The 26,711-nt window shown below is 72.4% G+C and carries 27 protein-coding genes and 1 tRNA gene; 10 read left to right on the top strand and 18 right to left on the bottom strand.

The genetic code is table 11. From position 1 onward, the window contains the following. The first annotated feature begins 6 nt into the window (after positions 1 to 6). Complete coding sequence (locus ACFZDE_RS17915; RefSeq protein WP_391200617.1) at positions 7 to 708, top strand: ANTAR domain-containing protein; 702 nt, start codon at positions 7 to 9, stop codon at positions 706 to 708. Positions 709 to 715: 7 nt separating this feature from the next. Here the strand turns inward: ACFZDE_RS17915 and ACFZDE_RS17910 are convergent, their stop codons facing one another. From ACFZDE_RS17910 to ACFZDE_RS17900, 3 genes are all read right to left on the bottom strand, one after another. Continuing rightward, entirely contained in the window at positions 716 to 1,537 is an 822-nt protein-coding gene (locus ACFZDE_RS17910) for a YceI family protein (protein ID WP_391200615.1), read from the bottom strand. Positions 1,538 to 1,625: 88 nt separating this feature from the next. Next, positions 1,626 to 4,160, bottom strand: coding sequence for an MFS transporter (locus ACFZDE_RS17905; protein WP_391200613.1), 2,535 nt, complete (start codon positions 4,158 to 4,160; stop codon positions 1,626 to 1,628). A 13-nt stretch (positions 4,161 to 4,173) separates the two neighbouring features. Then, positions 4,174 to 4,662 (bottom strand): MarR family transcriptional regulator, encoded by a 489-nt coding sequence (locus ACFZDE_RS17900; RefSeq protein WP_391200611.1) that lies wholly within the window; start codon positions 4,660 to 4,662, stop codon positions 4,174 to 4,176. Positions 4,663 to 4,877: 215 nt separating this feature from the next. Between ACFZDE_RS17900 and ACFZDE_RS17895 the strand changes: the two genes are divergently transcribed. Further along, positions 4,878 to 5,075, top strand: coding sequence for a hypothetical protein (locus tag ACFZDE_RS17895; RefSeq protein WP_391200609.1), 198 nt, complete (start codon positions 4,878 to 4,880; stop codon positions 5,073 to 5,075). Between the two features lie 472 nt (positions 5,076 to 5,547). Here ACFZDE_RS17895 and ACFZDE_RS17890 read toward each other — a convergent pair whose 3' ends face one another. From ACFZDE_RS17890 to ACFZDE_RS17855, 8 genes are all read right to left on the bottom strand, one after another. Continuing rightward, a complete protein-coding gene (locus tag ACFZDE_RS17890) occupies positions 5,548 to 6,450 on the bottom strand; it encodes a SigB/SigF/SigG family RNA polymerase sigma factor (RefSeq protein WP_390998224.1) in 903 nt (300 codons plus the stop codon). 267 nt (positions 6,451 to 6,717) lie between these two features. After that, on the bottom strand, positions 6,718 to 7,623 hold the full coding sequence (locus tag ACFZDE_RS17885; protein ID WP_391201345.1) for a SigB/SigF/SigG family RNA polymerase sigma factor: 906 nt from the start codon (positions 7,621 to 7,623) through the stop codon (positions 6,718 to 6,720). A 200-nt stretch (positions 7,624 to 7,823) separates the two neighbouring features. Further along, a complete protein-coding gene (locus tag ACFZDE_RS17880; RefSeq protein ID WP_351639284.1) occupies positions 7,824 to 8,117 on the bottom strand; it encodes a Dabb family protein in 294 nt (97 codons plus the stop codon). Beyond that, positions 8,117 to 8,293: a hypothetical protein gene (locus ACFZDE_RS17875; protein WP_266460659.1), complete on the bottom strand. Its 177-nt coding sequence runs from the start codon at positions 8,291 to 8,293 to the stop codon at positions 8,117 to 8,119. Before ACFZDE_RS17875 ends, ACFZDE_RS17880 begins: the two co-directional genes overlap by 1 nt. A gap of 104 nt (positions 8,294 to 8,397) precedes the next feature. Next, positions 8,398 to 8,482 (bottom strand) — tRNA-Ser (locus ACFZDE_RS17870). 45 nt (positions 8,483 to 8,527) lie between these two features. Continuing rightward, positions 8,528 to 8,959, bottom strand: coding sequence for a tRNA adenosine(34) deaminase TadA (gene tadA, locus ACFZDE_RS17865; RefSeq protein WP_391200607.1), 432 nt, complete (start codon positions 8,957 to 8,959; stop codon positions 8,528 to 8,530). 113 nt (positions 8,960 to 9,072) lie between these two features. After that, positions 9,073 to 9,612 carry a hypothetical protein gene (locus ACFZDE_RS17860; RefSeq protein WP_390998216.1) on the bottom strand — a complete coding sequence of 180 codons (540 nt, stop codon included), beginning with the start codon at positions 9,610 to 9,612 and terminating at the stop codon, positions 9,073 to 9,075. A gap of 276 nt (positions 9,613 to 9,888) precedes the next feature. Continuing rightward, positions 9,889 to 10,065, bottom strand: a complete 177-nt coding sequence (locus ACFZDE_RS17855) for a hypothetical protein (protein WP_391200605.1) — start codon at positions 10,063 to 10,065, stop codon at positions 9,889 to 9,891. A gap of 593 nt (positions 10,066 to 10,658) precedes the next feature. Between ACFZDE_RS17855 and upp the strand changes: the two genes are divergently transcribed. Further along, positions 10,659 to 11,294 (top strand): uracil phosphoribosyltransferase, encoded by a 636-nt coding sequence (upp, locus tag ACFZDE_RS17850; RefSeq protein ID WP_097217661.1) that lies wholly within the window; start codon positions 10,659 to 10,661, stop codon positions 11,292 to 11,294. Positions 11,295 to 11,321: 27 nt separating this feature from the next. On the opposite strand, the gene ACFZDE_RS17845 is transcribed toward upp, so the two are convergent. Both ACFZDE_RS17845 and ACFZDE_RS17840 read right to left on the bottom strand, forming a co-directional pair. Further along, complete coding sequence (locus tag ACFZDE_RS17845) at positions 11,322 to 11,939, bottom strand: LytR C-terminal domain-containing protein (RefSeq protein WP_391201342.1); 618 nt, start codon at positions 11,937 to 11,939, stop codon at positions 11,322 to 11,324. Positions 11,940 to 12,060: 121 nt separating this feature from the next. Then, the gene (locus tag ACFZDE_RS17840; protein WP_003999914.1) at positions 12,061 to 12,357 is read right to left on the bottom strand and encodes a type II toxin-antitoxin system VapB family antitoxin; all 297 of its coding nucleotides are present in this window, start codon (positions 12,355 to 12,357) and stop codon (positions 12,061 to 12,063) included. Between the two features lie 106 nt (positions 12,358 to 12,463). On the opposite strand from ACFZDE_RS17840, the gene ACFZDE_RS17835 reads away from it, so the two are divergent. Beyond that, positions 12,464 to 14,080 (top strand): helicase HerA-like domain-containing protein, encoded by a 1,617-nt coding sequence (locus ACFZDE_RS17835; RefSeq protein WP_391200603.1) that lies wholly within the window; start codon positions 12,464 to 12,466, stop codon positions 14,078 to 14,080. A 95-nt stretch (positions 14,081 to 14,175) separates the two neighbouring features. Here ACFZDE_RS17835 and ACFZDE_RS17830 read toward each other — a convergent pair whose 3' ends face one another. The 4 genes from ACFZDE_RS17830 to ACFZDE_RS17815 form a co-directional block, all read right to left on the bottom strand. Continuing rightward, complete coding sequence (locus ACFZDE_RS17830; RefSeq protein WP_391200601.1) at positions 14,176 to 14,337, bottom strand: hypothetical protein; 162 nt, start codon at positions 14,335 to 14,337, stop codon at positions 14,176 to 14,178. Between the two features lie 74 nt (positions 14,338 to 14,411). After that, entirely contained in the window at positions 14,412 to 14,753 is a 342-nt protein-coding gene (locus ACFZDE_RS17825; protein WP_390998204.1) for a hypothetical protein, read from the bottom strand. Between the two features lie 1,063 nt (positions 14,754 to 15,816). After that, the gene (locus ACFZDE_RS17820) at positions 15,817 to 16,410 is read right to left on the bottom strand and encodes an HhH-GPD-type base excision DNA repair protein (protein WP_391200599.1); all 594 of its coding nucleotides are present in this window, start codon (positions 16,408 to 16,410) and stop codon (positions 15,817 to 15,819) included. Positions 16,411 to 16,446: 36 nt separating this feature from the next. After that, a complete protein-coding gene (locus tag ACFZDE_RS17815) occupies positions 16,447 to 17,169 on the bottom strand; it encodes an SIP domain-containing protein (protein WP_391200597.1) in 723 nt (240 codons plus the stop codon). A 91-nt stretch (positions 17,170 to 17,260) separates the two neighbouring features. Here ACFZDE_RS17815 and ACFZDE_RS17810 point away from each other — a divergent pair, with 91 nt between their 5' ends. The 4 genes from ACFZDE_RS17810 to ACFZDE_RS17795 all read left to right on the top strand — a co-directional run bounded on the left by ACFZDE_RS17810 (position 17,261) and on the right by ACFZDE_RS17795 (position 22,689). Further along, positions 17,261 to 19,459 (top strand): penicillin acylase family protein, encoded by a 2,199-nt coding sequence (locus tag ACFZDE_RS17810; RefSeq protein ID WP_391200595.1) that lies wholly within the window; start codon positions 17,261 to 17,263, stop codon positions 19,457 to 19,459. Continuing rightward, positions 19,452 to 20,060: a GNAT family N-acetyltransferase gene (locus ACFZDE_RS17805; RefSeq protein ID WP_391200592.1), complete on the top strand. Its 609-nt coding sequence runs from the start codon at positions 19,452 to 19,454 to the stop codon at positions 20,058 to 20,060. The genes ACFZDE_RS17810 and ACFZDE_RS17805 overlap by 8 nt, the downstream gene beginning before the upstream one ends. Next, complete coding sequence (locus ACFZDE_RS17800; protein ID WP_391200590.1) at positions 20,057 to 20,536, top strand: cupin domain-containing protein; 480 nt, start codon at positions 20,057 to 20,059, stop codon at positions 20,534 to 20,536. The genes ACFZDE_RS17805 and ACFZDE_RS17800 overlap by 4 nt, the downstream gene beginning before the upstream one ends. Positions 20,537 to 20,667: 131 nt before the next feature. Further along, entirely contained in the window at positions 20,668 to 22,689 is a 2,022-nt protein-coding gene (locus tag ACFZDE_RS17795) for a copper resistance protein CopC (RefSeq protein WP_391201339.1), read from the top strand. Here ACFZDE_RS17795 and ACFZDE_RS17790 read toward each other — a convergent pair. Beyond that, positions 22,589 to 23,557, bottom strand: a complete 969-nt coding sequence (locus ACFZDE_RS17790) for a DUF72 domain-containing protein (RefSeq protein WP_391200588.1) — start codon at positions 23,555 to 23,557, stop codon at positions 22,589 to 22,591. The genes ACFZDE_RS17795 and ACFZDE_RS17790 overlap by 101 nt on opposite strands. Positions 23,558 to 23,708: 151 nt before the next feature. On the opposite strand from ACFZDE_RS17790, the gene ACFZDE_RS17785 reads away from it, so the two are divergent. Beyond that, positions 23,709 to 26,240 (top strand): SpoIIE family protein phosphatase, encoded by a 2,532-nt coding sequence (locus ACFZDE_RS17785; RefSeq protein WP_391200586.1) that lies wholly within the window; start codon positions 23,709 to 23,711, stop codon positions 26,238 to 26,240. A 14-nt stretch (positions 26,241 to 26,254) separates the two neighbouring features. Continuing rightward, positions 26,255 to 26,710, top strand: coding sequence for a DUF4383 domain-containing protein (locus tag ACFZDE_RS17780; RefSeq protein WP_391200584.1), 456 nt, complete (start codon positions 26,255 to 26,257; stop codon positions 26,708 to 26,710). Position 26,711: the final 1 nt, after the last annotated feature.

The following is a 26,711-nucleotide window of genomic DNA, read 5'->3' as shown; positions in this document are numbered from 1 at the left end:
ACGGTCATGACTTCCGAGACGTCCGACACGCTGGACCAGGCGATGGTGCGCAGCCGTGGTCTCGACACCCTGCTGCGCGATCTGACCGACCGGGCGGTGCGGGAGGTGCCCGGCGCCGACGCGTGCAGCATCACCGTGCGCCGCGCCGGCCGGCTGCTCACCCTGGCCGGCAGCGACGGCATGCCCAGCGGCCTGGACCTGCGGCAGTACGAGAACGGCTCGGGGCCCTGCGTCGACGCGGCCGCGACCGGCGAGGAGCACTACGCCCCGGATCTGGCCGAGGAGCCGCGCTGGCCCTCGTACACGCAGTACGCGCTCTCCGCGGGCGTCCGCTGCGTGCTGGCGGTGCCGGTCACCGTCGAGGACGAGAGCGGCGCCGCGATCAACTTCTACGCGGTGCGGGCCGGAGCGCTGGGCACGGGCCGGGACGCGGCCCGTGCCTTCGCGGCCCGGTCCAAGGAGGCGGTCGACGTGGCGCTGCGGATCGAGCGGCGACGCCAGTCGGCGGCCGATGTGCGCACCGCGCTGCTCTCCCGCAGCGTCATCGACCAGGCGATCGGCATCCTGATGGCCCGGGAACGGATCGACGCGCGGATCGCGCTGGAACGACTGCGCCGGGCCTCGCAGGACCGGAACATCAAACTCCGGGACCTGTGCGGCCAGTTGGTGGCGCGAGTGTCCACCCCGCGTGCCCGCCCCGGGAAGTGATCCGACCTCACACCACCGGAAGCGACTCGCCCTGCACGGCCTGGATGTCCAGCTCCACCTTGAGGGTGGTGCCGATGGCGGCGATGCCCGCCTGGAGGACCTGGTTGTAGTTCATCGCGAAGTCCTCGCGGTGCAGTTCGGTCGTGGCACGGAACGCGGCCCGGGTGCCGCCCCACGGATCCGGACCCGTGCCGAGGTAGGCCAGATCGAGATCCACGGGCCGCACGACACCGTGCATGCCCAGCTCCCCCCGCACGATCCACCGGTCGGACCCGGCCGCCGTCAGCCCGGTCGACCGGAAGGTGATCTCCGGGAACCGCTCCACATCGAGGAAGTCCGGCGACTTCAGGTGCCCGTCGCGCATGCCGTTGCCGGTGTCGATCGACGCGGCCCGGATCACCGCCTCGACCCGCGACTTGGTGACGTCGTCCGGCGCGATCTCGATCGAGCCGGAGAACTCCGTGAACCGGCCGTGCACGCTGGAGATGCCCAGATGCTGGGCCACGGCGGCCACACTGGAGTGCACCGGGTCGACGGTCCACGGCCCGGGCGGCGGCAGCTCGGTACCGCCCTGCCGGGCCAGCGTCACCGAGCCGACCTCGGCCCGCCCGCTCGCCGTCACGATCACACTGGAGGCCGCGGGCGCATAGCCCACCGCCGTGACGATGACGGTGTACGCCCCCGGCTCCATCGGCGTCGCGTCCCGTACGGCGCCCTCCGCGTCGGCCTCGGCCCGCAGCACCTGCGCGCCGGTCATGTCCGCCACGGTGACGACCGCGTGCGACACGGCCCATCCGTCCCGGGTACGGATCCTCGCGGTCAGTCCCATCTCAGCTGCTCCTCGGAATGAAACCGGCCCGCGACGGGGGCGCGCCTCCGCTCGGAGCGCGCCCACCCGTCACGGGCCGGGGTCGTTGCTACTCGCCGGGGTGGGCGAGTTCGATGTCGTGGGCGTCGGTGCCGGCGCCCGTGATCGTCAGGGCGGTGGCCACCGGCGGGTAGCCCGTGGCGATGACCGTGTACTCGCCGCCGTCCAGGTCGGTGAAGGCGTACGCCCCGTCCGTCCCGGTGGTGGCCGAGCCGACGACATTGCCCGCCTGGTCGACCAGCGTCACCCGTGCGTCGGCCAGCGGCCCGTGCGGGGCGCGGACGACACCCTGCACGCGAGCACCCGGGTCCAGGTCGATCTCGACCCGGGTGACCCCGGTGCCGCCCACCTCGACGGGCAGGGCGCGCGGCCGGTACCCGGCGGCGTTCACCGCGACGGTCACCGCCCCCGGCACCAGCTCGGCGAAGGAGAACTCGCCCTGCTCACCGGTGGTTCCGTTGGCCAGCAGATCGCCCCGCACATCGGTCACGATGACCATGGCGTCCTTGACCGGCTGCCCGTTCTCGGCGGCCCGCACCAGGCCGGTCAGCCCGCTGGTGCCGCTGAGCAGGATGTCGTAGGCGACCGGCTCGCCGTTCACCACGACCGTGGACGCCTGCGGCTGGAAGCCGTCGGCGGAGGCGATCAGGACGTACGAGCCGGAGCCCGGGGCGTCCACCGCGTACGAGCCGTCGGCCTGCGCCACGGACCGGCCCAGCTGGCGCCCGGCCAGCGAGATCAGCGTGATGGCGGCCTGCGGCACGGGCGCGGACTCGTTCCCGCGGACGAAGCCGCGGACCGGAATCCCACCGGAGGCCTCCTCGGCCCGCACCGCCGTGGCGACGGCGGCAAGCCGCTGAGTCCCCTCGGTCCCCGCCTCGTCGGCGATGGCCTCGGTCTCGGCGACGGCCCAACTGGGCACGCCCTTCTCCGCTTCGACGACCTCGGCGGCCGCCGGAACCACGGCAGGCGTCTCCGGCTCGGTGGCCTGCGCCAGCCCGCCCTTCGTCCGCAACGGGACCTCCTTGATGAACAGCGACACCAGCAGCGCGAGCAGCGCCAGCGGGGCCGAGTAGAGGAACACGTCCGCGACTCCGTGCCCGTAGGCGCTCTCGACGACCGTGCGGATCGGCGCGGGCATGGTGCCGAGGTCGGGGATGCCGCCCCCGCCGGTACCGGCGTGACCGAGGGCCGCGCCCTTCGCGCCGAGGTCGGCGAGGCCGTCCTTGACGTAGTCGGTGATCTTGTTGCCCAGGACCGCGCCGAGCGCCGAGACGCCCACGGCACCGCCCAGGGACCGGAAGAAGGTCACCGTGGAGCTGGCCGCGCCCAGGTCGCCCGGCTCCACCTGGTTCTGCGTGCACAGCACGAGGTTCTGCATCATCATGCCGATGCCGAGACCCAGCAGGGCCATGAAGATCGCTATGTGCCAGTACTCGGTGTCGTACCGGATGGTGCCCAGCAGACCGAGTCCGGCCGTCACCAGCACACCGCCGCCGATCAGCCACGCCTTCCAGCGTCCGGTCCGGGTGATGACCTGGCCGGAGACGGTGGAGGAGATGAACAGACCCGCGATCATCGGGATCGTCATGACACCGGACATGGTCGGCGACTTGCCGCGGGCCAGCTGGAAGTACTGGCTGAAGAAGACGGTCCCGGCGAACATCGCGACACCGACGAACAGGGACGCGAGGGAGGCCAGGGTGATGGTGCGGTTGCGGAACAGCCGCAGCGGGATGATCGGCTCGCTCGCCTTGGACTCGACGAGGACGAACAGCGCGAGCAGCACCAGCGAACCGCCGACCATGGCGTACGTCTGCCAGGACACCCAGTCGTACTTGTCACCGGCGAAGGTGACCCAGACCAGCAGCAGGCACACCGCGGCGGTGATCAGGAAGGCGCCGGCCCAGTCGACCTTGACCTTCCGCTTGACCACGGGCAGATGCAGGGTCTTCTGCAGGACGATCAGGGCGATCACGGCGAAGGGCACGCCGACGTAGAAGCACCAGCGCCAGCCGAGCCAGTCGGTGTCGGTGATGACACCGCCGACCAGCGGGCCGCCGACCATGGCGGTGGCGAAGGTGGCGCCGAGGTAGCCGTTGTACCGGCCGCGCTCACGGGGCGAGATCATCGCCGCCATGATGATCTGGGCCAGCGCGGACAGACCGCCCATGCCGATGCCCTGGATCGCGCGGAAGGTGATGAGCATGCCCGGGTTCTGGGACATGCCGGCCGCGGCCGAGCCCAGCACGAAGATGACCAGCGCGAACTGGATCAGCAGCTTCTTGGAGAACAGGTCCGCGAGCTTGCCCCACAGCGGGGTGGACGCGGTCATCGTCAGCAGGGACGCGGTGACGACCCAGGTGTAGGCGCTCTGGCCGCCGCCGAGGTCGCTGATGATCCGGGGCAGGGCGTTGGAGACGATCGTCGACGACAGGATCGCGACGAACATGCCGAGCAGGAGACCGGTGAGGGCCTCCATGATCTGCCGGTGCGTCATCGGAGCGCCGTCACCGGAGGAGCCGTGGGAGCCTCCCCCGTGCTTGGCATGAGCCCGCACACCGGCTGGTGTGGTCGTTGCCATGGGCTTCCTTTTCTTACGTGCTTGCGGGTGTACGGGTGGTCTGGTCGAAAGCGGTCGGTGCGGCCCGGGGCCCGGGCCGGCCGTCGAAGCTCTCCCTCAGCCGCGCCATGAGGCTCGTGAGCCGGCCGACGTCGTCGTCGGTCCAGTCGCTCAGGCGCTCGGCGAGGACCTCGGTGGTCCGCCGGGACAGCTCGTCGAGCTGGGTGTGGCCCGCGGGGGTGAGGCGCAGGATGCGTGAGCGTTTGTCCGCGGGGTCGGGGGAGCGCTCGATCCAGCCCCGGTCGACGACGTGCGCGACGTGCCGGCTGGTGACGGACATGTCGACCGCCAGGAGCTCGGCGAGCTTGCTCATGCGCATGTCGCCGTGGCGGCCCAGCAGGGTCAGCACGGCCGCCGACCCGCCGGGGCACTCGGCGGGCATGATCCGCCCGAGCTCCCGCTTCACGGCGCCGAAGGCGCTGAACTGGCGGACCAGCTCTTCGTACTGCGCCTTTTCGGCCATGACACCTCCCGCTTTCGTTGCTTAGGGCAACCATAGGAGCTGTTGGTTGCTGCAGGCAAATAAAAGAGGGGGTGCAGCCATAAAAAGTTGGCAAAGGCAAGTATTGCGGGAGTAAACGCGCTGGTGACGAGCGTGGTGATACGGGTCGGTCGGAGTCAAACGGAATCCCAACCCCCACTTGGGGAGCTCCGCCGTTTTCGCTAGGGTCTCGGGCCATGGCTAACAACCAGGCCCCGCAGGGCAATCACGACCCCGCCGGCAGCACCCAGATGTTCCGCGCGTTCGTCGACGAGGCCCCGCAGGGCCGTCAGGCCGCGGCCCCTTCCAACGGCGGCCCCCGCATCGGCCTCATCCTCGGCGTGATCGCCGCAGCAGCGGTCATCGCAGCGGTGGCGTGGCTGGCCCTGTCGTAACACCGGGTGGGCCCACGCCCCCGCGTAACGAGTACCCGGCGTTTTCTGCTGGGGCCGGGTCCACGGCCCCGGCGTAGCAGGACACACGGCGTTTCTGCTGGGGCCGAGTGCGTCCGCAGCCCGGCGTAGCGGGGTGCCGCTGCGCCCACCCGTGCCGCCCCTAGCGGCACGCATGCCCGCAGCTGGGCGGCTGCGCGCGCCCGCCGCCAGGCGCAGCCGGGGCCGCTGCGGACGACGCGCAGCGAAGCGCGCCCGCACCCGCCGTCGGACGTAAGGGGTCGTGTCGGGGGGTGTCCGCCCGCAGCGGTTGGCGCGTCAACGGACAGTGAGTCGGTGTCCGAGCCCATCGCGCCGTTCCGAGGACGGATACCCCCCGGCGCGGCCCCGACCCCCACCCGGCGGCACGCGAAACCAACGCGCCCCCGCAGACACAGGCAAAGGCGCGGCCCAACGGCCGCGCCTCACCCCTCCGTCAGTCCGAGATCAGACCTTCCCGCAGCTGCGCCAGCGTCCGGGTCAGCAACCGGGAGACGTGCATCTGCGAGATGCCGACCTCCTCACCGATCTGCGACTGCGTCATGTTCGCGAAGAACCGCAGCATGATGATCCGCCGCTCCCGAGGCGGCAACTTCGCCAGCAGCGGCTTCAACGACTCCCGGTACTCCACACCCTCCAGCGCGGTGTCCTCGTACCCCAGCCGATCCGCCAGCGACCCCTCGCCACCGTCGTCCTCCGGCGCAGGCGAGTCCAGCGAGGACGCGGTGTACGCGTTCCCCACCGCCAGCCCGTCGACGACGTCCTCCTCGGACACCCCGAGCACGGCGGCCAGTTCGGTCACCGTAGGCGACCGGTCCAGCTTCTGCGAGAGCTCGTCACTCGCCTTGGTCAGCGCGAGCCGCAGCTCCTGCAACCGTCGCGGCACGCGAACCGACCACGACGTGTCGCGGAAGAACCGCTTGATCTCCCCGACCACCGTCGGCATCGCGAACGTCGGGAACTCCACGCCCCGTTCGCAGTCGAACCGGTCGATCGCCTTGATCAATCCGATCGTGCCGACCTGGACGATGTCCTCCATCGGCTCGTTCCGGGACCGGAACCGCGCTGCGGCGTACCGCACCAGCGGGAGATTGAGCTCGATGAGCGTGTCACGGACGTACGCACGCTCGGGGCTGTCCTCGTCGAGCGCGGCCAGCCGCAGGAACAGGGAGCGGGACAGGGTGCGGGTGTCGATGGCGCCCGCAGCCGGAAGGACCGGAACGGGCTCGGCCGGGACGGCCGGTACGTCATCGATGGGGCCGAGTGAGTCGAGAGCATGGGGAGCTGTCTCGCTCTCCGCGAGCGTGAGCACCTTCGAGCTGCCCTGTTCTGCGGACATGCCACCCCCTTTGGGTCGCGGGACGGTCGCGGCGAACGTCCCGTCTGAGGAACGCAGCCTTCACCTGAATACCGGCGCCGAAGCCCCGGCAAACGCGCTTCCCGCAGAATGTCACATGTCGGCAACACGCTGTAGTGACATGTCGACATCTGAGACGCGAATCCGCCCTGCAAACAAGGGGTCTGACGGCTTTTCGGCTCTCAACTGTCGGGAACGGCCCTGATGAGCGATTCCCTCCCCGCGGTGACCTCTCGCTAACGTTTGCGGTTAGGCGTCGATACGGTTCGCAGACCGCAACCTCTGGAAGCTACGCGCGAGTAGCCGCGACACATGCATCTGCGAAACACCCAGCTCCGCACTGATCTGAGACTGCGTGAGATTGCTGTAGTACCGCAGCAGCAGGATCCGCTGCTCCCGCTCGGGCAGCTGGACGAGCAGATGCCGTACGAGGTCCCGGTGCTCCACGCCGTCCAGGGCGGGATCCTCGTAGCCGAGCCGGTCCAGCAGTCCCGGCAGCCCGTCGCCTTCCTGGGCGGCCTCCAGGGAGGTCGCGTGGTACGACCGCCCGGCCTCGATGCAGGACAGCACCTCGTCCTCCGTGATGCGCAGCCGCTCGGCGATCTCGGAGGTCGTCGGGGTCCGCCCGAACGAGGTCGTCAGATCCTCCGTCGCGCTGTTCACCTGCACCCACAGCTCGTGCAGCCGGCGCGGCACATGGACGGTGCGGACGTTGTCGCGGAAGTACCGCTTGATCTCGCCGACGACCGTGGGCATCGCGAACGTCGGGAACTGCACGCCCCGGTCCGGGTCGAAGCGGTCGATGGCGTTGATGAGCCCGATGGTGCCGACCTGGACGACGTCCTCCATCGGCTCGTTGCGGGAGCGGAACCGGGCGGCCGCGTAGCGCACGAGCGGGAGGTTGGCCTCGATGAGCGCCCCGCGTACGCGGTCGTGCTCCGGCGTACCCGGCTGAAGTTCCTTGAGCTCCGCGAAGAGGACCTGCGTGAGGGCCCGGGTGTCGGCCCCACGGCTGCTCCGCTGAGGAGCGGCGGGAGCGCCTTCCGCAGGCGCGGCCTGAGCAGGGGCTCCGTGCGGAACCGGGGCCTGAGGAGCCGGCGCTTGAGGAACCGGCGCTTGAGGGGACGGTGCCTGAGGTGCGGTACTGGCCAGCACGGTCAACTCCACCTCGTCATCGTCAACTCATCCGTCAACTCTTCCATCAAAAGCGGTCATAGCATCACAAGACATGTGCACTGTGTGCAAGCACCCCATAACTACGTGTTGAGGGATGAACACCCCACAAATCAACTCACGCAACACAAGAGCCCCCTGTCGCAGCGACAGGGGGCCCGGAGCGGCGGGAGCCGGAAGGGTCAGAACTCGTAGTCCGCGATCACCCACGTGGCGAACTCGCGCCACAGCGCGACTCCCGCCTGGTGATCCGGGTGCTCCACGTACCGCCGCAGCGCGTCCGCGTCGTCGCACGCGGAGTTGATGGCGAAGTCGTACGCGATGGGGCGGTCGCTGACGTTCCAGCCGAGCTCCCAGAAGCGGAGCTCCGGGATCTTGTCGCCGAGCGCGCGGAAGGCCTCGACGCCCTCCACGACCCGGGGGTCGTCGCGCTCGACACCCTCGTTGAGCTTGAAGAGAACCAGGTGGCGGATCATCACTTTCCTCCCTTGGCGACCCACGTGGCGAAGTCGCCGAGGGCCCCGGCGGCGTCCGAAATGCCCTGGAAGCCTATAAGGACGTAATCGGCTGCCGTCTGCGGGTCCGTGATGATCACGTACAGCGCGAAGACCACGAGAGCGTAGACGGCGACCTTCTTCGCGTTCACCGCCATCGCGGCCTCCCCTGTCACTGGTGTCCCATGCAGCGCACATGATCGCACGAAGGACCGATCACACGAAGGGCCCGGTCCAATGGACCGGGCCCTTCGTCAATCTGCGGTAGCGGAGGGATTTGAACCCTCGGTGACTTGCGCCACACTCGCTTTCGAGGCGAGCTCCTTCGGCCGCTCGGACACGCTACCGAGGGAGACCTTACAGCAAGGTGCCGCGTGCTTTGAAATCGGTATTCAGCGGTCGCGGAAGAACGCGGTGAGCAGTCCCGCGCACTCCTCGGCCAGCACGCCCTCGATCACTTCGGGGCGGTGGTTGAGCCGCCGGTCGCGGACGAGGTCCCAGAGCGATCCGGCCGCCCCGGCCTTCTCGTCGCGGGCGCCGTAGACGAGCCGGTCGAGGCGGGACTGCTGGATCGCGCCCGCGCACATCGTGCAGGGCTCCAGCGTCACCACGAGGGTGCAGCCGGTGAGCCGCCACGCGCCGAGGGCGGCCGCGGCCCGCCGCAGGGCGAGGACCTCCGCGTGTGCCGTCGGATCGCCCCCGGCCTCGCGTTCGTTGTGCCCGGCCGCGAGCACGGTCGTGCCGTCCGGTGCCAGCACGACGGCGCCGACAGGCACGTCCCCGCCCTGCGCGGCCTCGGCGGCCTCGTCCAGAGCGACCCGCATGGCCACCCGCCAGGGATCCCGAACGGGATCGCCCGGGCCCGCACCGGCCGGCTCCTGCGCACCACCGAGGGGAACAGGATCCGGATCCGGTGGGCCCGTGGCGGCACGGCCGGTCAGCGGACGGTCTCCAGGGTTTCCGAGGCGCCCAGGGACTCGGCGATCTCGGTGACGGCGTCCGTCGACATCAGGCGCAGTTCCTTCTCGCTCACGCCGAGGTCGTCCAGGATCAGCGTGTCGCCGACCGGCCCGTGCGGCACGTCGGCGGCGCCGGCGGTCCCGGCACCGTCCTCGGCATCGTCGTCCTCGTCCTCGTCGGATTCACCGTCCTCGGTGCCGTCGAGGTCGAGGGCGTCGAGGACGTCGTCGTCCGGATCGCGGCCGAGCAGCTCGTCGGTGAGCAGGATCTCGCCATAGCTGCTGCGCGCAGCGGCGGCGGCGTCCGAGACGTAGATGCGAGGGTCTTCCTCGCCGTCCACGCGGACCACGCCGAACCAGGCGTCCTCCTGCTCGATGAGCACGAGCACCGTGTCCTCGTCGGGGGAGGCTTCACGGGCCAGGTCGGCCAGATCCGACAGGGTTTCCACATCGTCGAGCTCTGTGTCGCTCGCTTCCCACCCGTCTTCGGTGCGCGCGAGCAGTGCGGCGAAGTACACCGTGACTCTCCCACTGGTCCTAGGCGTGCCGGTTGGGGGTCCCCCCGGCGGAGGTTACGGGCGGGAAGTGCTCGGCCGAGCCCCACCCACTCGGAATCGTGGCAGAAACAAGGCGTTCAGGGGACGTCTTCGGCTCCCTGTGTTGGGCAGTTCTGTTCGCACGCCCGTTGCCACCACCTGCGGATCGTACGCGGCTTTACCCCGCTCCACGCGCGGTCAACCACCACAACCTTCGCGCGGTTCGTGATCTTTGCCGGGGGTTTCCGTACCCGTTTCCTACCAGCGGAAGGTGCGCATGCGCATGGCGTGGCGCAGCCGGGCCGTCTTGGCGCGGCGCGGCTGCACGCGGTCGCGCAGCTCCCGGGCCTCGGCCAGATCGCGCAGGAACCGGGCGCGACGCCGACGCCGCTCGGCATCGGACTCGTCGGCCCCGTCCGCCAGCCCGGGGCCCAAGAGCCCGTTCCCGTCCGCCCGCTCGGAGCCGGCCAGCCCGTTTCCGTCCGCTCGCTCGGAGCCGGCCAGCCTGTTCCCGTCTGCCCGCTCGGAGTCGGCCAGCCTGTTTCCGTCCGCTCGCTCGGAGTCGGCCAGCCTGTTTCCGTCTGCTCGCTCGGAGTCGGCCAGCCTGTTCTCGCCCGCTCGCTCGGAGCCGACGATCCCGGCCCCATCCGCCCGGTCGGGGTTCGCGACCTGCGCCCCGCCCCTCCGGCCGGTACCGGCGGCCCCGGTCTCGTCCGCCCGGTCGGGGTCCGCGAGTCCCGGCCCGTCCGTCCCGTCTGAGGCGCGGACTCCGGCCCCGGCCGTCGGGTCGGGCCCCCGGCCCGCCCTCGTCCGGCCCGCCCTCGTCCGGTCGGGCCCCCGGCTCGCCCCCGGCCGTGTGCGTGGCGACGGATCGTCTCGGAAATCCCGGTCGGGCATCTGGTTCACCACCCCCAGTCCGTATTTCCACTTTCCCCCGGACGAGCGGTTTGACGCCAGCGTTCGGGTGACGGCCGGACGGCGGCCTTGCCGTGCGGCCCGGGGCACCCCGCCCGGCTAATGTTGTGGACATGCGTCTCCACGTCGTCGACCACCCTCTGGTCGCTCACAAACTCACCACGCTGCGCGACCAGCGCACCGACTCCGCGACCTTCCGCCGTCTCGCCGACGAGCTGGTCACCCTGCTCGCCTACGAGGCCACGCGTGACGTGCGCACCGAACAGGTCGACATCCAGACGCCGGTCGAGCGGACCACGGGCGTCAAGCTGTCCCACCCGCGGCCGCTGGTGGTGCCGATCCTGCGGGCCGGGCTCGGCATGCTGGACGGCATGGTGCGGCTGCTGCCGACCGCCGAGGTGGGCTTCCTCGGCATGATCCGCAACGAGGAGACGCTGGAGGCCTCCACGTACGCGACGCGGATGCCGGAGGACCTGTCGGGGCGTCAGGTCTACGTGCTCGACCCGATGCTCGCCACCGGCGGCACGCTGGTCGCGGCCATCCGTGAGCTGATCCGGCGCGGCGCCGACGACGTGACCGCCGTGGTGCTGCTGGCGGCCCCCGAGGGCGTCGAGATCATGGAGCGCGAGCTGGCCGGTACGCCGGTGACGGTCGTGACCGCCTCGGTCGACGAGCGGCTGAACGAGCACGGCTACATCGTGCCGGGGCTCGGCGACGCGGGGGACCGGATGTACGGGGCGGCCGAGTAGGCTCCCGCCCCTTTCAGCAGCCCGTTCTCAGCAGTCCTTCTTCGTCGTGGGCGCCGGCTCGGGCCTGGCCAGCTCGGTCAGCGCCCGGTCGGCGTCCTGCCGTTTCGCCAACTCCTTGAAACCGTCCCCGATGAGGAGGTCGATCGCAGCGCCCTCGCGAGCCGCCTCGGTGCGCCGTTCCGCGCCCGGGAGCTGGGCGCCGAGCACGGGCAGCGCGGTGTCGCGGGCGGCGGCGGGGCCGAGGAGCAGTCCGGTGCCCTTGACCTTCTTGTCGTACTGCTTGGTCGCGTTCCCCACGTCGCCGATCTTGAAGCCGCGCTTCTTCAGCTCGTCGGCGGTCTTCTTCGCCAGGCCCGCGCGGGTGGTGGCGTTGAGCACGTTGACGGTGATCGTGCGCGGCTCGGGCAGGGACTTGGCGCTGGGCGAGGGACTCGCCTTGGTCTTGATGCCGCAGTCCGTGCCGCCGCCCGCCGCCGAGGCCTTTCGGCCGCCGCCGGTGAAGGCATCGATGAGCTGCAGCGTTCCCCAGCCGCCCACGCCGAGGACGACGACGGACGCGACGGTCAGGCCGACGAGCCTGCCGCGCCGCCGGGGCCCCCGCATCCGGGGGTACTTGTTGCCCGTGATGCGGTACTTGCCGCCCATGCCGGGGGGAGTCAGCATGCTCATGAGCGCAGCGTAGTGCGCCCGGGCGACGATGCCTACTAGATGATCATTCGACGTCGCCCAGCGGAACCCGAAAGGGCCAACCCGCTAGGGGCGGGGATCAGTCGAGTTCGAGCACGCGCGCGTGCAGCACCTGGCGCTGCTGGAGTGCCGCCCGCACCGCGCGGTGCAGCCCGTCCTCCAGGTACAGGTCGCCCTGCCACTTCACGACGTGCGCGAAGAGGTCGCCGTAGAACGTGGAGTCCTCGGCGAGCAGTGTTTCCAGATCGAGCTGACCCTTGGTCGTCACGAGCTGATCGAGGCGGACCGGGCGCGGCGCGACGTCCGCCCACTGCCGGGTGCTTTCCCGGCCGTGGTCGGGGTACGGCCGGCCGTTTCCGATGCGCTTGAAGATCACACGGAAAGCCTACCGGTCAAGACCTTCCGGGCGCAGCCATGGCGGGCGAGTGCGACGCTGAAAAAATCAATACAAGGCGGTACGAACCCGGAACAGGTGCGTGAACATGCCGGATCGCGAGACCATGCCGTCGGCGCCCGCTCCGGAGGTTTCCGGGCGTGCCGCCGCTCTCCCCCAGGACGCCCTGCGGATCGCCTCCGGCTACGCGTTCACCGGACCGGCCCTGCAACTGGGCGCCCTGCTCTGGGACGGACAGTGCCTGCCGGACGCGCAGATCCGGGTGCCGCTGGCGGTGCTGAACCGCCACGGCCTGGTCGCGGGGGCCACCGGCACCGGCAAGACCAAGACGCTCCAGCTGATCGCCGAGCAGCTGTCGGCGCAGGGCGTGCCGGTCTTCCTCGCCGACATCAAGGGCGACCTCTCCGGGATCGCCGCGCCGGGCCGCCAGGACGCCCGGGTGGCGGGGCGGGCGGCGGACGTCCACCAGAGCTGGTCGGCGACGGGCTTCCCGGCCGAGTACTACGCCCTCGGCGGCATCGGTCGCGGCATCCCCGTCCGGGCGACGGTCACCGGGTTCGGCCCGGTGCTGCTGTCCAAGGTGCTGCGGCTGAACCGGACCCAGGAGCAGTCCCTCGCGCTGATCTTCCACTACGCCGACAGCAAGGGCCTCGAACTGATCGACCTGAAGGACCTCAGGGCGGTCGTGACGTTCCTGACCTCGGACGAGGGCCGGCCGGAGCTGAAGACGATCGGTGGTCTCTCGGCCGCCACGGCCGGGGTGATCCTGCGGTCCCTCACCGCCTTCGAGGCGCAGGGCGCGTCCGGCTTCTTCGGTGAGCCGGAGTTCGACACGGGCGAGCTGCTGCGCACGGCCGAGGACGGGCGGGGTGTCGTCTCCGTCCTGGAGCTGAGCGCCGTGCAGGACAGGCCGCAGTTGTTCTCGACGTTCCTGATGTGGCTGCTGGCCGATCTCTTCCATGATCTGCCCGAGCTCGGTGACGTCGACAAGCCGCGGCTGGTGTTCTTCCTCGACGAGGCGCATCTGCTGTTCGACGACGCGTCCGAGGCGTTCCTGGAGTCGATCACGCAGACCGTGCGCCTGATTCGCTCGAAAGGGGTCGGGGTGTTCTTCGTGACGCAGACCCCGAAGGACGTGCCTGCCGATGTCCTCGCCCAGCTCGGCAACCGGGTGCAGCACGCGCTGCGGGCCTTCACACCGGACGATCAGAAGGCCCTGAACGCCACGGTGAAGACGTTTCCGAAGTCGCCCTACGACCTCGAAGAGGTGCTGACCACCCTGGGCACCGGCGAGGCGGTCGTGACGGTGCTCAGCGAGAAGGGCGCGCCGACGCCGGTCGCGGCGACCCGGCTGCGGGCACCCGAGTCGCTGATGGGCCCGCTCGGGCAGGACGCCCTGGAGCGCGCCGTCGCGGAGTCCGGGCTGTACGAGCGGTACGCGCAGGCCGTGGACCGGGAGTCGGCGTACGAACGGCTGGAGCGCGGGCGTGGTGCGAAGGGGCCGGACGAGATGCGGGAGGCCGCGCCGCGGGAGTCCCGGGAGTCCCGGGCGTCTCAGGGGGAGGAGCGCCCGTCCGCTGTGGAGCAGGTGGTCGGGAGCGGGGTGTTCCAGTCCCTGGCCCGGTCGGTGGGGACGCAGATCGGGCGGGAGATCACCAGGTCGTTGTTCGGCACGGCCCGCCGCTCGGGCAGGCGGAGGCGGTAGGAGGTAGGAGGTAGGCGGTAGGCCGCCCGGCGGAGGCGAGGTCGTGCCTCCGCCGGGTGTGGATGGGGGGTGGGTGTGGGAGGTGGGTGCGAGGGTCAGCCGCGGTCGCCCCTCCCTCCCGTCGGGCGCTGCGGCGGCTTCCCCGTGTCGGGTTCGGGGTGGGGCATGGGGTGGGGCTGGGGGTCGGCCCTGGGGGTGCTGCGGGCGGCTTCCGCGCGCAGCAGGGCGCGCAGGACGGCGTACGGGTCCTGAAGCATGGCTGGGTTCCTCGTCGTTCCTGGTCGTGCTGGGGTTCCGTGCGGGACGGACGGACCGGTGCGGGCCGGTCCGGTCAGCAGCGCAGGACCTCGGAACGCAGGGGGCGGGGGTCGAGCGGTGGGCTCGGCGGTACGGGAACCGGGTGCTGTGCGGTGGGCGCGGGCCCCGGGCCCGGAAGTGGGGCGGGGACGGACGCGACGGCTGCGGTGCGGCGGGCGGCCCGGGCCGGTGGGCGCAGGGCGGTGTCGAGGAGGTCGCACTCGACGGTGGTGCTCTCGCCGGAGACACCGGCGGTCCACCCCGTCGCGGCCTCGGCGTGCGTGCCCGGCACGAGCAGGGCGAGCAGCAGGACGAGGACCCGTAGCCAGGCGTGTCGACGCGGGCTGCGGGGGACCGGCTGCGGTGCGGGCGTCACGGGAGGTCACTCCCCGCCGCGGCCACGCCGTTCATCCCACCTGCCGCCAGAACCGCCCACCCGGCCCATGCGGGTGCCCGGACCATGACGCCTCTCGGCGGAGGGCTCCGGGCCGTGCGGGTCGGAGGGCCAGGGGTCCTGCGGCCCGGGCCGGGGGGCACGCTCGCGAGGCGCCTCAGGGTCGTACGGCCAGCGATCCGGGCCGTGCCGTTCGTGCTGGTCATGGGTGCGGGGGCCGTTCGGGCCCGGGCCCTGCCGGACCGGCGGTTCCAGCCCCTGGGGGGCACGGTCACGGTCGGTGTCCTGCTCCGGGCCCCGAGGGGAGCCGCTCGGTGGCTCAGCCATGCTCCATGCTCGACCCGGTCCCGAGCGCCCCGCCACCAGGAGGGTCCAGTCGGACGACAGCCACCAGGACCCGAACCGGGCCGAGGGACGATAGGGGCGAAGCGGAAGCCCGCGAGGCGCGTCCGCCGCCCGTACCCACCGAACCACACCCGCTCGGCCCTGCCCCTCAGCCCTCTCCCCGGCACCGACTGCTCGGCCGCGTTCGCCAAGCCACGGCCCGGCGGGCAGGGCGGTGGGGCAGTGGCGAGCGGGTAGGGCTGTAGGGCAGTGGTGAGGGGGTTGGGCCGAGGGGGCGGGGCGAGGGGTGGTTGAGCGGACGTTGCCCGGCGGATGCGGCCTGGCGGCAAGCGGCGAGCGCCGAGCGGCGAGCGCCGAGCGCCGGGGGGATAGGGCTGAGCCGGCGCGGCCCAGTGGACGCGGCCGAGCAGACGCGGGTCGGTGGACCGTCCTAGAGGACGCGGTTGAGCGGGCAGCGTCGAGTGGGCAGGCCCGGCGGGGGCCCGAGGGGGAGTCCACGCAGGCGCGGCCCGGCGCACGCCGCCGCGCCGCATCGGCCGGTCACACGCATCGGCCGGTCACACGCCCCGGCCAGTCGCACGCCCCGGCGAGTCAGATCGCCCCGGCCGGTCACGCCGCCCCGGCCGGTCACGCCACCCGGCCGGTCACACGCCCCGGCGAGTCAGATCGCCCCGGCCGGTCACGCTGCCCCGGGTGCGCCCTAGGTGTTGGAGGCCTTTGCTGCCTTGGCCGCTGCTTTCATTTCCTGCTTGTGGGCTCTGACCTTGGTCAAGGACTCCGGGCCGGTGATGTCGGCGACCGAGCGGAAGGAGTCGGGGTCGCCGTAGGAGCCCGCTGCCTCTCGCCAGCCCGTGGGGCGGACGCCGAGTTGTTTGCCGAGCAGGGCGAGGAAGATCTGGGCCTTCTGTTTGCCGAAGCCGGGGAGTTCCGCGAGCCGCTTCAGCAGGTCCTTGCCGCTGGCGACGTCCTTCCAGACGGCCTCGGCGTCACCGTCGTAGTGCTCGACGAGGTACTGGCACAGCTGCTGGATCCGCTTGGCCATGGAGCCCGGGTAGCGGTGCACCGCAGGCTTCTGCGAGAGCAGCGCGGCGAAGGCCTCCGGCTCGTGCGCGGCGATCTCGTGCGCGTCCAGATCGTCCGTGCCGAGCCGTTGGGCGATCGTCGCCGGGCCCTTGAACGCCCACTCCATCGGCACCTGCTGGTCCAGCAGCATGCCGACCAGCGCGGCGAGCGGGCTGCGGCCGAGCAGCGCGTCGGCCTCGGGATCCTGGGCGAGGTGAAGAGCGACGTCCATGCCCCGATCATCCCCCGGGGCGGCCCCGCCCGCTGCTCAGGTGGCCCGCCAGTAGCCCAGCGCGTGCACCCGCTGCTTGGGCAGGCCCAGTTCCTTGCGGACGTACGCCGTCAGGGCCCGGGTCGTCACCGTGTCGCAGGCGATCCAGACGTAGGGGTCGGCCGTGCCCCGGAGCAGGGCGGGCAGGTCCGACTTCACACGGTCGACCAGATGGGCACCGGCGTCCTGGCGCGGCACCTTGCGCAGCTCGTGCCGGTCCGGGTCGGTGCGGAACGGCAGCTCGTCGTCGCCGCCCTCGAACCAGACGGTGGCCGGGGCGGAGCCCAGGGCGTCCAGGAGGGAGTTGATGGCGGGGAGCGAGGCGGGATCGCCGACGGCGAAGACGTGCGAGGGCGCGGGGTCCGGGTGTTCGAAGCCGGTGCCCTGGACGGTCGCCTCGATGGTGTCGCCGGGCTTCGCCGCCCGGGCCCAGTCGCTGGCGCGCCCCTCGTGCAGGGCGAACTCCAGGCCGAAGGTGCCGGCCTCGGTGTCCGGGTCGACCAGGGTGTAGGCACGCTGGTGCGGTTTGCCCGCGTTGTCGAACCACAGCCGTACCCACATGGTGGGGTGCACTCCGGTGGCGGCCAGCAGACCGCCGTCGGTGAAGCGCAGCCGCCGGTACTCCGGGGTGACGTCCTCGACGTCCGTCACCGTGAACTCGAAGTCCTTGCCGCGCATCAGTTTGAGGACCGCGCCCTCCCAACCCCGCCCCTGCCCCATCGCTTTTCCGCCCCTTCGCGTACGATTCCGGCCACAGCTGTGACTTAGGCAAGCCTAACCTAAAGAAATCTCCGGAAGAAGTGAGGGCAGCGTGGCCACCGAGATCTACCGTGACGCCTGGGGCATCCCGCATCTGCGCGCGGGCAGCGCGGCCGAACTCGCCCGTGCCCAGGGCCTCGTCACCGCCCGCGACCGGGCCTGGCAGCTGGAGGTCGAGCGTCACCGGGCGCAGGGCACCTCGGCGTCCTTCCTCGGCGGGAGCGCCCTGGCCTGGGACCGGTTCGCCAGACGCGCCAGAGTCGACGACACCGCCAGACGCTGCTTCGCGGACCTGGAGAGACGGGACCCCGGGACGGCGCGGTGGGTGCGCGCGTACGTCGACGGGGTCAACCAGGGGCTGGCCGACTCCACCGCACCCGAGTTCGCCCGCACCGGCCTCACCCCGGGCCGCTGGGAACCGTGGACCCCGCTCGGCGTCTGGCTCGCCACCCACATCCTGTTCGCCGGGTTCCCGGCCAAGCTCTGGCGCGAGCAGGTCGCCGCGCACCTGGACGCGGACGCCATCGGCCTCTTCGCCACCGACGGCCCCGGCACCTCCGGCAGCAACGGCTGGCTGGTCGGCGGCGAGCGGACGGTCACCGGGCAGGCGATCATCGCGGGCGACCCCCACCGCTGGATCGAGGACCCGGGCGTCTACCAGCAGATCCACCTGTCCTGCCCCGAGTTCGACGTCGTGGGCCTCGCCGTCCCCGGCGTCCCCGGCATCGCCCACTTCGGCCACACCGGCTCGGTCGCCTGGGCCATCACCAACGCCATGGCCGACTACCAGGACCTCTACCGGGAGCGGCTGCGGCGCACCGGCGCCGGGGTGGAGGCCCTTGGCCCGGACGGGGTGTGGCGACGGGCGTCCCGGCACACCGAGACCATCGAGGTGGCGGGCGAGCAGCCGATCGAGATCGAGGTCATCGAGACCGACCGGGGCCCGGTGATCATCGGCGGCCCGGAGGGCATCGACGGCGATCCGGCGGGCCTGGCGTACGACGGTGATCCGGCGGACCTGGTGTACGACACCGACCCGGCGGACGTGGCGGCGGCCGGTGACCCGGCCGGCGTGGCGTACGACACCGACCCGGCCCGCGCCCCCCTCCCCCCGCCCGTCGCGATCAGCCTGCGCTACCCGCCCCGCGTCACCGGCGACCTCGGCTTCGGCGCGCTGCTGCCGTTGCTGCGGGCTCGGCGGGTCGCCGATGTGGACCGGGCCTTCGACCAGTGGGCCGAGCCGGTCAACGTCGTCCAGGCGGCCGACACCGAGGGCGGTGTCCTGCACCGCGTGGCCGGGCAGGTGCCGGTGCGCGCCGCGGCCAACTCCCTCCGCGTGGTGCCCGCCTGGGAGCCCGGCCACGAGTGGCGGGACTGGCACGTGCCACCGCGTGCCGGGCTCACCGACGGCGTCGCCGTCATGGCCAACCAGCGCGGCCCCGCCGAACCCCTCGGCGTCGAGTTCGCCCCGCCGCACCGCGCCGACCGCATCGCCGCCCTGCTCGCGAGCGAGCGGCGCTGGTCCGCCGCCGACATGCCCGCCCTCCACATGGACACCCACCTGGCCTCCGCCGCCCCCCTCCTGGACCACCTCGACGCCCTCGACGACCTCACCCCCGAGGCCACCGTCCTGCGGGACCGGCTCCGCGGCTGGGACCGCCGTATGGACGCGGGCAGCGCCGACGCGGCCCTCTACGCGGCCGTGCGCGCGGCGGTCGTACGGCATCTCGCGGCGCACCCGGCATTCGCCGCGCTCACCACACCACCGGCGTACCCGGAGGTGTTCCAGCCCTGGCTCGCCCTCCTCCCCCGGGTCGGCTTCGCCCTCGAACACCTGCTGCGGGCCGAGGAGCTGTACGGGATCGACCGCCCGGCGGCCGTCCGCGCGGCGATCGAGGACGTGGCGCTGCGCCCACCGGCCGGTGTCTGGGGCGACACCCACCGCCTCGCCCCCTGGCGCGCCCTGGAGCCGGAGCGGCCGTACGACGAACCGGGGCTGTCCGGCGACCACGACTGCGTGCTGTGCACCTCGGGCGTGCCGGGCCTCACCGACCGTGCCGCGCGGGGCCCCGCCGCCCGCTACGTCTGGGACCTGGCCCGGCGCGAGGACAGCCGCTGGGTGGTCCCGCTCGGCGCCTCCGGCGTCCCCGGCTCGCCCCACCGCCGCGACCAGCTGCCCCTCTGGCTCGCGGGAGAACTCGTCCCGGTCGTCACCGACTGGACCCGGCTGAAGAAGGAAACCGATGTCTGACCCGTACGCCTCCCGCACGCCCCTCCACGAGCAGGTGATCGACGGCTTCGGCACCGTCCGCGTCCTGCCGCTGGACCCCGGGGCCGACGCCGCCGTGATCCACCGGTGGGTCCGCGAGGAGCGGGCCGCCTTCTGGGGCATGACCGGCCTGACCGAGCGACAGGTCGCCGACACTTACGCCCACATGGCCACCCTCGACACCCACCACGCCCACCTCGTCGTCCGGGACGGCGAGCCGGTGGCACTCCTCCAGACCTACGAGCCGGAGGCCGACCGCGTCAGCGAGTGCTACGACGTACGCCCCGGCGACATCGGCGTCCACCTGCTCCTCGCCCCCGCCGGGCCGGGCGGCGTCCGGACCGGCTGGACCGCGCGGCTGGTGACGGCCATCGCCGGATACGTCCTGCTCGGCCTGGACCGCCGGCGCGTCGTGGTCGACCCGGACGTGCGCAACGAGAAGGCCGTCGCCCGTTTCCTCAAGCTCGGTTTCGCGCCGGGGCCGGTGGTGGTGCTGCCGGAGATCGACCTGCCGGACGTGTACCTGCCGGAGAAGAAGGCCCAGCTCGCCTTCCTGGACCGGGAGATACTGTTCCCGGCGTGACCCCAGAGGACCTCATCGCCCACTACGGCCTCGAACCGATCCCGCGCGAGGGCGGCCTGTTCCGCCAGACCTGGGCCGGTCCCGAACGCCCCGACGGCAGGCCGGAGGGCACGGCGATCGTCGCGCTCCTCACCGCCGGCGACTTCTCCGCCCTCCACCGCCTGCCGACGGACGAGATCTGGCACTTCTACCGGGGCGACCCCCTGGAGTTGCTTCTGCTCGCCCCGGACGGCAGCACGCGGACGGTGGTCCTCGGGCCGGACGTCCTGGCCGGCCAGCATGTCCAGTTCACGGTCCCGGCGGGCACGTGGATGGGCGGGCGGGTGCGCGGGGCCGGGCAGTGGGCCCTGTTCGGCTGCACGATGGCGCCCGGCTTCACGTTCGGCGGCTACGAGCACGGGGACGCCGCGAAACTGACGGCCCGCTATCCGGCGCTGGCCGACGAGATCGCGGAGCTGTCCAGACCGGCCTCCTGAGCCCGGTGAGCACTACACCGATCCCGTCCGTACTTCACTCGTAGCCGTACAGCCCGACCCCGGAGACCCACGTGGACCAACGGCGGAACGAGGATCGCAATGCCGGACACCCCCGGCGGTTCCAGGCCTTGGTGCTGCTCGGCACCGTGCTGGTACTGCTCCTCGCCGGAGCAGCCCCCGCCTCCGCCCACGCCGCCCTCCGCGGCACCGACCCGGACGACGGATCCGTCCTCCGGCAGGCCCCCCGCCATCTCACCCTGAGCTTCACCGAGTCCGTGGGCCTGCTCGACGACTCCTTCCGGGTCTTCGGCCCCGACCAGCGCCGGGTCCACACCGGCGAGGCCACGCACGCGGACGGCCGCTCCGACACGGCCCGGGTCGCACTGCCCGGCAAGCTCGCCCAGGGCACGTACACGGTGGCCTGGCGTGTGGTCTCCGCCGACAGCCATCCCGTCTCCGGCGCCTTCACCTTCTCCGTGGGGAAACCGTCCGCGACCAAGGGGCAGATCGACACCGGCCCCGCCGAGGACCCGCTCACCGGCGCTCTCCACGACGCCGCCCGCTACCTCGCCTACCTCGCCGCCGCGCTGCTCGTCGGCCTGGCCGCGTTCGCGCTGCTGTGCCGGCCGGCGAACACGTCCCCGCTGCGCAAACCGCTGATGGCCGCCTGGTGGACGCTGCTGGGCTCGACGGTCGTGCTGCTCCTGCTGCGCGCCCCCTACGAGACGGGCACGGGCCCGGCCGCCGCCCTCGACGCCACCGCCCTCGGCCGCACCCTGACCGGCCGGCCGGGCGAGGCCCTGCTGGCCCGGCTGGTCGTCCTCCTGCTGGCCGCCGCCTTCCTGCTACGGCTGTCCAGGCGCCGTACCTCCGAGGAGCGGCCCGTCACCCTGGCGATCGGCACCGCCCTGGCCGCGGCCCTGGCCCTGACCTGGGCGGCGGCCGAGCACGCCTCCGCCGGGATCCAGGTGCCGCTGGCGATGACGTCGTCCGTACTGCACCTGCTGGCGACCGGGGTCTGGCTCGGCGGCCTGGTGGCGCTGCTGCTGGTCCTGCGCCGCCCGGCCGGTGAGAACCCGGACACCTTGGACACCTTGGACTCCTTGGACGACCTGGACGACCTGGACGACGTGGACGCCTCGGACGACCGGGTCGGCCTGGTGGACGTCGTCGCCCGCTTCTCGCGGATCGCCTTCGCCTCGGTGATCGTCCTGGCCGTCACGGGCCTCTACCAGTCCTGGCGCGGCCTCGGCTCCCTCTCCGCCCTGACCGGCACGCCGTACGGCCGTCTGCTGCTCGCCAAACTCGCCGGGGTGGCCGTGCTGTTGCTGGTCGCCGGGTACTCGCGGCGCTGGACGCGGCGGCTCGCGGCACCGGCGGCCGTGGCCCGGGCGTCCGTGGCCCGGGTCGCCGTCCACGAGCGGGTGCCGCAGCCGGTCGGCGCACCGGCCCGGCACGGGGAAGCCGAGGAGCCGCAGGAAACCGTGGAAGCCCGGCAACCCCATGAACCCCGGGAGGCCCATGGCAGCGGGACGCCCGGCGCGTCGGCCGATGAGCAGCCCTCCATGTCCGAACCCTCCACGTCCGAACCCTCCACGTCCGAACCCTCCGCCTCCGAACCCTCACCGTCCAAGCCCTCCCCGTCCGGCCCCGGCCGGGACACCCGGCGCCTGCTGCGCCGCTCCGTCCTCGTGGAGGTCGCCGTCGCCGCGGTCGTACTGATGATCACGACCGTGCTCACGGGCACCCTCCCGGGCCGTGCCCAGGCCGAGGCGGCCCAGCAGGCCCCGGCGGGTGCGCTGCCCCCCACCACCCAGGCCACGGTGCCCTTCGACACGGGCGGGGGGAGCGTGACCGGACGCGGCACGGTGCAGGTCACCCTGGATCCGGCCCGGGTCGGCGAGAACGGCGTCCAGGCGGTGGTCTACGGCGCCGACACGGGTCTGGTCGTCGTCCCCGAGGTCCGCATCACCTTCACCCTGCCCTCCCGTAAGGTCGGCCCGATCGACGCCGGACTCACCGACGTGGGCGGCTACTGGGGCACCAACTCCGTCAATCTGCCGCTCCCCGGGAACTGGACGATGAAGACGACCGTGCGGGTGTCGGACGTGGACCAGGTGACGGTGGAGCGGAAGGTGCGGATCGCGCCCTAGGCAGCCGTGCCGCCCCCGGCCGGTCCCCGTCCAGGAGCGCTGTCATGGTCTCGGCGGCGCGGACGGCGGCGTCACCGCAGCAGTTGTTGAACAGGACGTGGACCTGCTCGGTCCGCTCCGCCAGCCGGCGCACACGGGGCAGCCACTCGGCGAGTTCGTCCTCGTCGTAGGCATGCCGGAACCGGTCCTCCTTGCTGCCGGTGCCCCACGCGGTGCTGCGGCCGTGGAACCTGACCACGGAGAGCCGGGGCGAGGTCACGGGGGTGACGGGCGGGACGGAGGAGGGCAGCGTCTGCGTCATGTCGACGGCGACCGCGGCCAGGCCGTACCGGGTCAGCAGCGCGCCGGTCGCCTCGTCCTGCCCCGGCTCCCACCAGGAGGGATGCCGGAACTCGACGGCCACGGGCCAGCCCTCGGTCCGCTCCGCGCACTCCCGGAGGAACGCCTGTGCCCGCGGCCCGGGCCGGAACCAGGGCGGGAACTGGAACAGCACGCTCCCGAGCCGCCCCGCCTCCCGCAGCGGCTCGATCCCGGCCGCGAACCGGGCCCACACCTCGTCCAGCACCGCCGGGTCCCGGGAGTCGGCCCGCAGGCCGTCCGGCAGCACCGCCGCCCGGGTGGGGTGCCCGGTGAGCAGCGAGAACGCCTTCACGTCGAAGACGAACCCGTCCGGTGTGCGCTCGGCCCACAACCGGCTGTTCCGCTCGCCCGGCAGCGCGTAGTACGAGGCGTCGACCTCGACGACACCGAACCGCTCGGCGTAGTGCCGTAACCGCCCCTCGGCGTCCCGCCGCCCCGGCGGGTACCAGCCGCTGCCGACCAGCGCCCGGTCGGTCCAGGAACACGTGCCCACGAGGATCTGACCCATGGGGGAGCGGTTACCCGGGCCGTGCGCCACCAGGCTCCGCGACTCGGCCCGACATCGCGGTGAGAACCCTCCGCAATCGGGGTAAGCAGGTGAATATGTGCTCATATAGGGGGCTACGGGGCGATCCTCCCCGAGAGTGAGATGACCGATCATGGAGCAGCCCGTCACGACCGGCCGGTCCGGCCGGTCGTTCGGCGAGGACCCCGAGACCCTCGGAGCCCTTGTCGACGCATCCCTCACGGCCCGCGTCACCCTCGACGAACACGGAGTCGTGACCGGCTGGAACGCGGGCGCCGAGCGGCTCCTCGGGTACTCCGCCGGGCAACTGACCGGCACCCGCGCCGCGGATCTGCTGGCCGAGCCGATCCCGGTGCGCGGCGGTCTGCCCACCCTCGCCGGACTGCCCCGCTGGAACGGCGACGTTGCGCTCCGGCACCGTGACGGCCGAAAACTGACGGTCAGGATCCTCGCCCACCACAGGCCGCCCGGCGCCGACGCCCCCGCCTGGCTCATCGTCTCCGCCCCGGCCGACCGGCAGCCCACGGCCGGTCTCGACGACTCCCTGGTCAGCTGGACCTTCACCCAGTCCCCGTGCTGCGCCCAGGCGATCTACGACACCCGGTTGCGGCTGCGCCTGGCCAACGCCGACATGGAGCGCGCCACCGCGCTCACCGAGGAGGAGATGCGCGGCCTGCGGGTGTCCGAGATCGTCGACGACGACGCCGGACGGCGCGCGGAACGCGCCATGGCCCGGGTGCTGCGCACCGGCGAGCCGGAGTACGAGGAGAACTTCCTGCGCGCCCCCGGCGAGCAGCACGAGCACGCCTGGTCGGTCTTCATCTCCGCGCTGCGCGACCCCGAGGGCACCGTCCAGGGCGTCTGCCTGTCCGCGCACGACATGACCGAGCAGTTCTGGGCCCGCAAGCGCCTCCAGCTGATCGCCGAGGCCGGCCGGCGCATCGGCAGCACACTCGACGTGACGCACACGGCCCAGGAACTCGCGGACGTGACCGTCCCGGTCCTGGCCGACTTCGTCAGCGTCGATCTGCTGGCCGCGCTGGACGACGCACCCGAGCCGCCCGCGTCGGCGGTTCCGGCGGACGGGCCGCTGCTGCTGCGCAGGGCCGCGCTGCGGTCGGTGACCCCGGGCGCCCCGGAGTCGGTCGTGGCGGCCGGGGCGGTCGACTCCTACCCGCCGGGCTCGATGCCCTTCGAGAGCCTGCGCACCGGGCGCCCCGCCCTGCAGGAGACGACCGACCCGGCGTTCACCGCCTGGCTCGGCCGCGACCCGGCCCGCGCCACCCGGGTCCGGGAGTTCGGCATCCACTCCGTGATGGCCGTACCGCTGGCCGCCCGCGGCACCACCCTGGGCGTCGCCTACTTCGTCCGGCACCGCAACCAGGAGGCCTTCCGGCACGACGACCTGGTCCTGGCCGGGGAACTCGTCGCCCGGGCCGCGGTCAGCATCGACAACGCCCGCCGCTACACCCGCGAGCGGGCCACCGCGGTCACGCTCCAGCGCAGTCTGCTGCCGCGGCGGCTGCCCCGGCAGGCGGCCGTCGAGGTCGCCTCCCGCTACCTCCCGGCGGGCCCGCACGCCGGTGTCGGCGGGGACTGGTTCGACGTCATCCCGCTGTCGGGCGCGCGGGTGGCCCTGGTCGTCGGAGACGTGGCCGGCCACGGCCTGGTCGCGTCGGCGACCATGGGGCGACTGCGTACCGCCGTGCGCACCCTGGCCGACATCGACCTGCCCTGCGACGAACTGCTCACCCACCTCGACGACCTGGTCGCCCGGCTGAACACGGAGGAGGAGCGTGACACCGCCCCGGGTGGCGGTCTCCAGAGCGGGAGCACCCGCGCGGGCTCCGGAGGTTCCGCCCCCCGCTCCGGCTCCGCCGAGACCTCCAGCGACGTCGGGGCCACCTGCCTCTACGCCGTCTACGACCCGGTGACGCGGCGCTGCTGCTTCGCCGCGGCCGGGCATCCCGTACCGGCGGTGGTGAGCCCCGACGGCACCGTCGACCTGGTGGACCTCCCGGCCGCGCCCCCGCTGGGCGTGAGCGGCCTGCCGTACGAGGCCACCGAGGTGGACCTGCCCGAGGGCAGTCTGCTCGCCCTCTACACCAACGGCCTGGTCGAGACGCCCGAGAGGGACCTCGACGCCGGTGTCGACCGGCTGCGGGAGGTCCTGGCCCGCCCGGCGGCCTCGCTGGACGCCCTGTGCGACACGGTCCTCGCCGACCTGCTGCCGCCGCGCCCGGGCGACGACGTGGCCCTGCTCATCGCCCGCACCCGTGCGCTCGACGCGCGGCAGGTCGCCACCTGGGCGGTGCCGGCCGAGCCGTCAGCCGTCGCGCAGACCCGCAAGGACGTGGTGGAGCAACTGGAGCGGTGGGGGCTCTCCGACGCCGTGTTCGTCACGGAACTGGTCGTCAGCGAACTCGTCACCAACGCCATCCGGCACGCCGAGCCGCCGGTGACACTCCGCCTGATCCACGACTCGACCCTGATCTGCGAGGTCTCCGACGGCGGCAGCACCGCACCACACCTGCGGCGCGCACGCAGCTACGACGAGGGTGGCCGTGGCCTGCTCCTCGTCGCCCAGCTGACCGAACGCTGGGGCACCCGGCAGGGCGCCACGGGCAAGACCATCTGGGCGGAACAGACTCTGACCCCCGCGTGAGGAGGCCACCGGCCATGACCAGACCCGCGTCCCACCGGGCCGCCCGCGCCCCCGTCCAGCAGGCCGCAGTGCTGCTCGGCCTGGTCTTCCTCCTGTTCGGCGTGCTGGGCTTCATCCCCGGCGTCACCACCGACTACGGCTCGCTCGAGTTCGCCTCGCACGAGTCGGGCGCCGAACTGTTCGGCCTGTTCCAAGTGTCGATCCTGCACAACCTGGTGCACCTGGCCTACGGCCTGGCGGGGCTGATCCTCGCGGGCACCACCGCCGGGGCGTACTCGTACCTGCTGGTCGGCGGCGCCTTCTACCTGGTGCTGTGGGTGTACGGCCTGTCGGTCGGCCATGACAGCGCCGCCAACTTCGTGCCGCTGAACACCGCGGACGACTGGCTCCACTGCGTCCTGGGCGTCACCATGATCGGCCTCGCCCTGGCCCTCAACCGGCGCGAGACACCCACGGGAGCCGCGCGGTAGT

The sequence above is a fragment of the Streptomyces sp. NPDC007929 genome (assembly GCF_042959065.1).
Taxonomy (GTDB): Bacteria; Actinomycetota; Actinomycetes; order Streptomycetales; family Streptomycetaceae; genus Streptomyces.
Note: the sequence above shows the minus strand (reverse complement) of the source record. Positions and strands in the feature narration are given on the sequence as shown.

Excerpts from the sequence above, each read along its gene's own strand:
- ACFZDE_RS17790 (WP_391200588.1), bottom strand. The coding sequence starts at position 23,557 with ATGGGTCAGATCCTCGTGGGCACGTGTTCCTGGACCGACCGGGCGCTG.
- ACFZDE_RS17820 (WP_391200599.1), bottom strand. The coding sequence starts at position 16,410 with ATGGACGTCGCTCTTCACCTCGCCCAGGATCCCGAGGCCGACGCGCTG.
- ACFZDE_RS17905 (WP_391200613.1), bottom strand. The coding sequence starts at position 4,160 with ATGGCAACGACCACACCAGCCGGTGTGCGGGCTCATGCCAAGCACGGG.
- upp (WP_097217661.1), top strand. The coding sequence starts at position 10,659 with ATGCGTCTCCACGTCGTCGACCACCCTCTGGTCGCTCACAAACTCACC.
- ACFZDE_RS17835 (WP_391200603.1), top strand. The coding sequence starts at position 12,464 with ATGCCGGATCGCGAGACCATGCCGTCGGCGCCCGCTCCGGAGGTTTCC.
- ACFZDE_RS17915 (WP_391200617.1), top strand. The coding sequence starts at position 7 with ATGACTTCCGAGACGTCCGACACGCTGGACCAGGCGATGGTGCGCAGC.
- ACFZDE_RS17785 (WP_391200586.1), top strand. The coding sequence starts at position 23,709 with ATGGAGCAGCCCGTCACGACCGGCCGGTCCGGCCGGTCGTTCGGCGAG.
- ACFZDE_RS17890 (WP_390998224.1), bottom strand. The coding sequence starts at position 6,450 with ATGTCCGCAGAACAGGGCAGCTCGAAGGTGCTCACGCTCGCGGAGAGC.
- tadA (WP_391200607.1), bottom strand. The coding sequence starts at position 8,959 with ATGCGGGTCGCTCTGGACGAGGCCGCCGAGGCCGCGCAGGGCGGGGAC.
- ACFZDE_RS17780 (WP_391200584.1), top strand. The coding sequence starts at position 26,255 with ATGACCAGACCCGCGTCCCACCGGGCCGCCCGCGCCCCCGTCCAGCAG.
- ACFZDE_RS17880 (WP_351639284.1), bottom strand. The coding sequence starts at position 8,117 with ATGATCCGCCACCTGGTTCTCTTCAAGCTCAACGAGGGTGTCGAGCGC.
- ACFZDE_RS17830 (WP_391200601.1), bottom strand. The coding sequence starts at position 14,337 with ATGCTTCAGGACCCGTACGCCGTCCTGCGCGCCCTGCTGCGCGCGGAA.
- ACFZDE_RS17875 (WP_266460659.1), bottom strand. The coding sequence starts at position 8,293 with ATGGCGGTGAACGCGAAGAAGGTCGCCGTCTACGCTCTCGTGGTCTTC.
- ACFZDE_RS17845 (WP_391201342.1), bottom strand. The coding sequence starts at position 11,939 with ATGGGCGGCAAGTACCGCATCACGGGCAACAAGTACCCCCGGATGCGG.
- ACFZDE_RS17815 (WP_391200597.1), bottom strand. The coding sequence starts at position 17,169 with ATGGGGCAGGGGCGGGGTTGGGAGGGCGCGGTCCTCAAACTGATGCGC.
- ACFZDE_RS17895 (WP_391200609.1), top strand. The coding sequence starts at position 4,878 with ATGGCTAACAACCAGGCCCCGCAGGGCAATCACGACCCCGCCGGCAGC.
- ACFZDE_RS17910 (WP_391200615.1), bottom strand. The coding sequence starts at position 1,537 with ATGGGACTGACCGCGAGGATCCGTACCCGGGACGGATGGGCCGTGTCG.
- ACFZDE_RS17900 (WP_391200611.1), bottom strand. The coding sequence starts at position 4,662 with ATGGCCGAAAAGGCGCAGTACGAAGAGCTGGTCCGCCAGTTCAGCGCC.
- ACFZDE_RS17805 (WP_391200592.1), top strand. The coding sequence starts at position 19,452 with ATGTCTGACCCGTACGCCTCCCGCACGCCCCTCCACGAGCAGGTGATC.